General features: G+C 27.4%; 5 protein-coding genes and 1 pseudogene. 3 read left to right on the top strand and 3 right to left on the bottom strand.

Features of this window, described 5'->3' with window-relative positions; all coding sequences use genetic code 11:
- The 3 genes from JG677_RS07175 to JG677_RS07165 form a co-directional block, all read right to left on the bottom strand.
- On the bottom strand, nucleotides 1–622 hold a 622-nt coding region (locus JG677_RS07175), incomplete at its 3' end, for a cation:proton antiporter domain-containing protein (RefSeq protein WP_200285969.1).
- Nucleotides 622–993, bottom strand: coding sequence for a heat shock protein transcriptional repressor HspR (locus tag JG677_RS07170; protein WP_200169365.1), 372 nt, complete (start codon nucleotides 991–993; stop codon nucleotides 622–624). The genes JG677_RS07175 and JG677_RS07170, both read right to left, overlap by 1 nt.
- Nucleotide 994: 1 nt before the next feature.
- Nucleotides 995–1,864 carry a DnaJ C-terminal domain-containing protein gene (locus JG677_RS07165; RefSeq protein ID WP_200169366.1) on the bottom strand — a complete coding sequence of 290 codons (870 nt, stop codon included), beginning with the start codon at nucleotides 1,862–1,864 and terminating at the stop codon, nucleotides 995–997.
- A gap of 189 nt (nucleotides 1,865–2,053) precedes the next feature.
- Here JG677_RS07165 and htrA point away from each other — a divergent pair, with 189 nt between their 5' ends.
- From htrA to JG677_RS07150, 3 genes and pseudogenes are all read left to right on the top strand, one after another.
- Nucleotides 2,054–3,472 carry a serine protease HtrA gene (gene htrA, locus JG677_RS07160; protein WP_200169367.1) on the top strand — a complete coding sequence of 473 codons (1,419 nt, stop codon included), beginning with the start codon at nucleotides 2,054–2,056 and terminating at the stop codon, nucleotides 3,470–3,472.
- 50 nt (nucleotides 3,473–3,522) lie between these two features.
- Entirely contained in the window at nucleotides 3,523–4,197 is a 675-nt protein-coding gene (locus JG677_RS07155; protein WP_200169368.1) for a response regulator transcription factor, read from the top strand.
- Nucleotides 4,194–4,623, top strand: a pseudogene (locus JG677_RS07150) (ArsS family sensor histidine kinase); the annotation flags it as partial. The gene JG677_RS07155 and the pseudogene JG677_RS07150, both read left to right, overlap by 4 nt.

The raw sequence follows: 4,623 nt of genomic DNA, 5'->3' as shown, positions 1-4,623 counted from the left end.
TAACAAAACGAAAAATTCTATCAACTAAATATTTACTTATTAAGTAAAGTAGGGCAAGTAAAATGATAGCACTAATAAAAATAGTTAATACTAATTGAGATACATTGGTATTTTGTGAAGAAAAAATTTCAACAATTAAAAGTAGAGGAATTACAGCTATATCTTGAAAAAGCAAAATTCCAAGTGCTTTTTTTCCATAAGCTTCATTAATGTCTGCATTATCATTTAAAATTTTTAAAACAATAGCCGTAGATGAAAGGGCAAGGGTAAAGCCTGCAATCATTGCTGTTTCATTTTTAAGTCCTAAAAGTAATATAACTATAAAACTACAAATAAGCCCACAAGTAAGCATTTGCAAACTACCATTTAAAAATACTTCTTGTTTCATTGCTAGAAGATGTTTAAAAGAAAATTCAAGCCCTATAGTGAACATTAAAAAAACAATACCAAATTCAGCAATATCAGTTAATTCGTGATTTCCATTAAAATGATAAATTTGGCTAATAATTATTCCAGTAACAATATAAGCTATTATTGTAGGAATTTCAAATTTTTTGAAAATTACATTTAAAACAATGACACTAGAAGCAGCAATTAAAAAAATTTGTAAAAAATTTTCCATTATTTTTTCTCATAGAAAATCAAATCAAAGCTACTTTGGTGTTTTATAACAGCTTTTGATTTACCTCCATTTTCTTTTTTGCTTAATTCTAAACGCAGTTCGTTGATTAAACTTTCAAATTCTTGAATTTGATTTTTAAGTTTTAAAATAACATCAACTCCTGCTAAATTAATGCCCATATCTCTTGTGAGTCTTAATATGAGTTTGATACGATCAATATCTCTTTGAGAATAAAGTCTAATTTTTCCATCTGTTCTGCTAGGCTCAACCAAACCTTCTCTTTCGTATTGTCTTAAAGTTTGAGGGTGTATGCTAAGAACTTTGGCAACAACGCTTATTAAATAGACTGGTTCATCATAGTTGTGTTCCATGTTAATCCTTTAATTTCTCTTTTAAAAGTGTAAGTAAATTTTGATCTAAATCATCAGTGTTAGGTAAAATAATATTTAAAATTAAATACATATCTCCATAAATTTTTGTTTTTCTATTTTGCACTCCATAACCCTTAAGACGAATTTTTTGACCATTTTTAGAATTAGGAGGAATACTAAAATTCACCTCTTTTTTTGGGGTTTGTATGCTAACTTTCCCTCCAAATAAAGCTGTTTTAAGGCTAATATCAAATTTTCTTGTAAGATCATCGTCATCTCTTTCATAAATAGGGCTTTTTTGAATTTTTACTTTAATAATTAGATCTCCAACTTTTAAACCTTTTTTTCTACCTTTTCCTTTAGCTCTTAATTTTTCTCCATCTTTTATTCCATGGGGAATTTTGATTTTAATATTTTCTCCATTGTAGTTAAAACTATATTCACCCCCTAAAATACCAATTTCAAATGGAATTTCAATATTGGTATTAGCATCTAAATCCTCTTCAAAATCTCCAAATCCACTAAAATTACTTCCAAATCCTTGTGAGTTAAATCCTTTAAACCCACCCCCTTGACTTCTTGCAAAAAGGTCATTAATTATATCATTAATATCAAATCCACTGCTATTACGTGAAAAATCTTGAAAACTTTGTCCGCCAAATATACTATCTCCATATTGATCATATTGTGCTCTTTTTTTGTCATCGCTTAGAATTTCATATGCGGCGTTAATTTCTTTGAATTTTTCTTCAGCGCCTTTTTCTTTATTTATGTCAGGATGGTATTTTCTTGCTAAGCGACGATAAGCTTTTTTTATTTCATCACTACTTGCATTTTTTGATACGCCTAAAGTTTCATATAAACTATTCATAATTTTCCTTAATATTTAAAACTATAAAATAAACTTTTTTATTAAGATTATATCATAAACTTTAGTCTTAGTCAATCAAGTTTTATAAATTTTTATACTCAAGTTTTCATTTACAATTTTGTAAATTTTTAGATTTATACTTATACAAATTATATTAAAAAATAATTTTACTATTGAAAGGAAATAATTATGAAAAAAATATTTTTATGCGTTACTTTGGCCAGTTACTTATTTAGTGCAAATATTATTTTTAATGAGGCAAACTCAAATCCAGATCGTGTAAATCCTGCTAATGGCTCTAATATAGTTTTATCTTATCATGATGCTATTAAAGATGTAAAAAAATCTGTTGTAAATATTTCAACTTCTAAAACAATAGAATATTCAGATAGAGCCAATCCTTTAGAAGAGTTTTTTAATGATCCTTATTTTAAACAATTTTTTGATTTTGATTTTCCAAAACGTAGAGGAAAAAGCGATAAAGAAGTCGTTAATTCTTTAGGATCTGGGGTAATAATTTCTAAAGATGGATATATAGTTACAAATAATCATGTCGTAGAAGATGCAGATAATATTATGGTAAATTTACCAGGAAGTGATGCAGAATATAAAGCTAAACTTATAGGAAAAGACCCGAAAACAGATTTAGCTGTAATAAAAATAGAAGCAAATAATCTTCAAGCTGTAACTTTTTCGAATTCTGATGATTTAATGGAAGGTGATATAGTTTTTGCTCTTGGAAATCCTTTTGGTGTAGGTTTTAGTGTAACAAGTGGTATCATTTCTGCTCTTAATAAAGATAATATTGGTCTTAATCAATATGAAAATTTTATCCAAACAGATGCTTCTATAAATCCAGGAAATTCAGGGGGAGCTTTAGTGGATACAAGAGGTTTTCTTGTGGGAATTAATTCAGCAATTCTCTCAAGAGGAGGTGGTAACAATGGTATAGGATTTGCTATCCCTTCTAATATGGTTAAAGATATTTCAAAAAAACTAATACAAAATGGTAAGGTTGAAAGAGGAATTTTAGGTGTTACTATTTCAGCTTTACAAGGAGATACTAAAAAAGCTTACAAAAATCAAGAAGGAGCTTTAATTACAGATATTCAAAAAGGATCCTCAGCAGATGATGCTAAACTCAAAAGAGGTGATCTAGTTATAAAAGTAAATGATAAAATTATTAAAAGTCCAACAGATCTTAAAAATTATATTGGAACTTTAGAGCCTAATCAAAATATAAGTATAACCTATGAAAGAGATGGAGTTGTTAAACAGGTAAGTTTTATTTTAAAAGGTGATAAAGAGATTAAAACAAATCAGACTAATATTATTGATGGCTTAAATTTAAAAGAACTTAATGCCAATTTAAAAGCAAAACTTCAAATTCCAAGTGATATTAATGGTGTTTTAGTAGATGAGGTTAAAAATAAAAGCAAAGCAAAAGATGCAGGATTTAGAACAGGAGATATTATAGTTGGAGTTGAACAAATTGAAATAAAAAATTTAAAAGATTTAAGCGAAGCTTTTAAAAAAATAGGAAAGAAAGAATGGATTAAAGTTTGGGTTTATCGTAGCGGTTTTGTTACATTGCTTGTTATAAAATAATAAATTTAATTTATAGTATAATTTATTATTTAAATTTTTAAGGAATATTTATGACCCATATTCTTATGATAGAAGATGATTTAGAATTAGCTGAAATTATAGCTGAGTATTTGGAAAAATCTGAAATGAAAGTTGATATTGCTCATGAGCCTTATATAGGGCTCTCAAAGCTTGCTTTAAAAGAGTATGAGCTTGTCATTTTAGATCTTACTTTACCAGGACTTGATGGGCTTGAAGTTTGTGAAGAAATTCGTAAAAAATATGATATCCCTATTATTATCTCAAGTGCTAGGCATGATATTAGTGATAAAGTTAATGCTTTAGAGCTTGGAGCAGATGATTATTTGCCAAAGCCTTATAATCCTAAGGAGCTTCAAGCAAGAATTAGAAGTCATTTAAGACGTATTTCAAATGCTAAAAATACCTTTTCTCGTGCCAGCAAAGATCTTGTTTATGATCAATATAAGCATGCTATTACAATGAAAGGACAAGAATTAAATCTTACAAATGCTGAATTTGACATTTTAAGTTACTTGATCAAAAAAGAAGGTGGTGTGGTAAGCCGTGAAGAACTTGTTTATAATTGTAGCTCTATTAGTGAGGATTCAAGTAATAAAAGCATAGACGTTATTATAAGTCGCATTCGTCAAAAAATGGGAGATGATCCAAAAACACCTAAGTATATTCATTCTATAAGAGGTATAGGATATAAATTAACTCAATGAATAAATCATCAATTTTTTATGTTATTACTTTTATTTTTATTTTTGCTGGAGTTAGTGTTATTTTAGCCTTTTTATGGCTGATAGAATACGATCAGCAAAATTATACCAATGAACTTAATGCTAAATATTCTTTAATTGCTAATGCAAGATTATTGTATTTTAGTGGAATTATTAGTGATAAAGAATTTGAAGAACAAACTAAAAATTATAAAATGAATGAAATTACAGAGCCAAAAAATATCAGAAAAATATTATTTTATGGTGAAGTATTAGCAAGAGTGCAAACAAATAATGGTCTTATTGAAATAATATCCTATAACAAAGAAGTTTATCTTAATATCATTTTTAATGGTAAAATTTTTCTCTATAATGATCAAGATTATCAAAGTTATAGATATTTTACGATAAAAGTTATTGCAGTAGTTG

The sequence above is a fragment of the Campylobacter sp. TTU-622 genome (assembly GCF_016598965.1).
Taxonomy (GTDB): Bacteria; Campylobacterota; Campylobacteria; order Campylobacterales; family Campylobacteraceae; genus Campylobacter_D.
Note: the sequence above shows the minus strand (reverse complement) of the source record. Positions and strands in the feature narration are given on the sequence as shown.

Coding starts and splice junctions, on each gene's coding strand:
- JG677_RS07170 (WP_200169365.1), bottom strand. CDS start 993: ATGGAACACAACTATGATGAACCAGTCTATTTAATAAGCGTTGTTGCC.
- JG677_RS07165 (WP_200169366.1), bottom strand. CDS start 1,864: ATGAATAGTTTATATGAAACTTTAGGCGTATCAAAAAATGCAAGTAGT.
- htrA (WP_200169367.1), top strand. CDS start 2,054: ATGAAAAAAATATTTTTATGCGTTACTTTGGCCAGTTACTTATTTAGT.
- JG677_RS07155 (WP_200169368.1), top strand. CDS start 3,523: ATGACCCATATTCTTATGATAGAAGATGATTTAGAATTAGCTGAAATT.